Annotated in this window: 1 protein-coding gene; it reads left to right on the top strand. The window is 49.8% G+C overall.

All coding sequences use genetic code 11. The features are described from left to right. A partial coding sequence (locus SB660_RS20935) for an MIP/aquaporin family protein (RefSeq protein WP_410584287.1) occupies positions 1–269 on the top strand: 269 nt, incomplete at both ends.

Raw genomic sequence — 269 nt, 5'->3', positions numbered from 1 at the left:
CTCACTTGAATCCGGCTTTAACGATAGGCCTTGCGCTTGAAGGCAGCTTTCCTTGGAAAGACGTCCCTGTTTATATTGCGGGACAGATGATCGGAGCAATGATCGGTGCGGTTGTTGTGTACCTTCATTATCTGCCGCATTGGAAGGCGACGGATGATCCGGCCGCTAAACTGGGCGTTTTCTCGACCGGCCCGAGTATTCCTCATACATTTGGGAATATGATAAGTGAAGTCATTGGTACGTTTGTGCTTGTGCTCGGCATTTTGGCA

Source organism: Bacillus sp. SIMBA_005, from assembly GCF_046535585.1.
In the GTDB taxonomy this organism is placed as follows: domain Bacteria; phylum Bacillota; class Bacilli; order Bacillales; family Bacillaceae; genus Bacillus; species Bacillus pumilus.
Note: the sequence above shows the minus strand (reverse complement) of the source record. Positions and strands in the feature narration are given on the sequence as shown.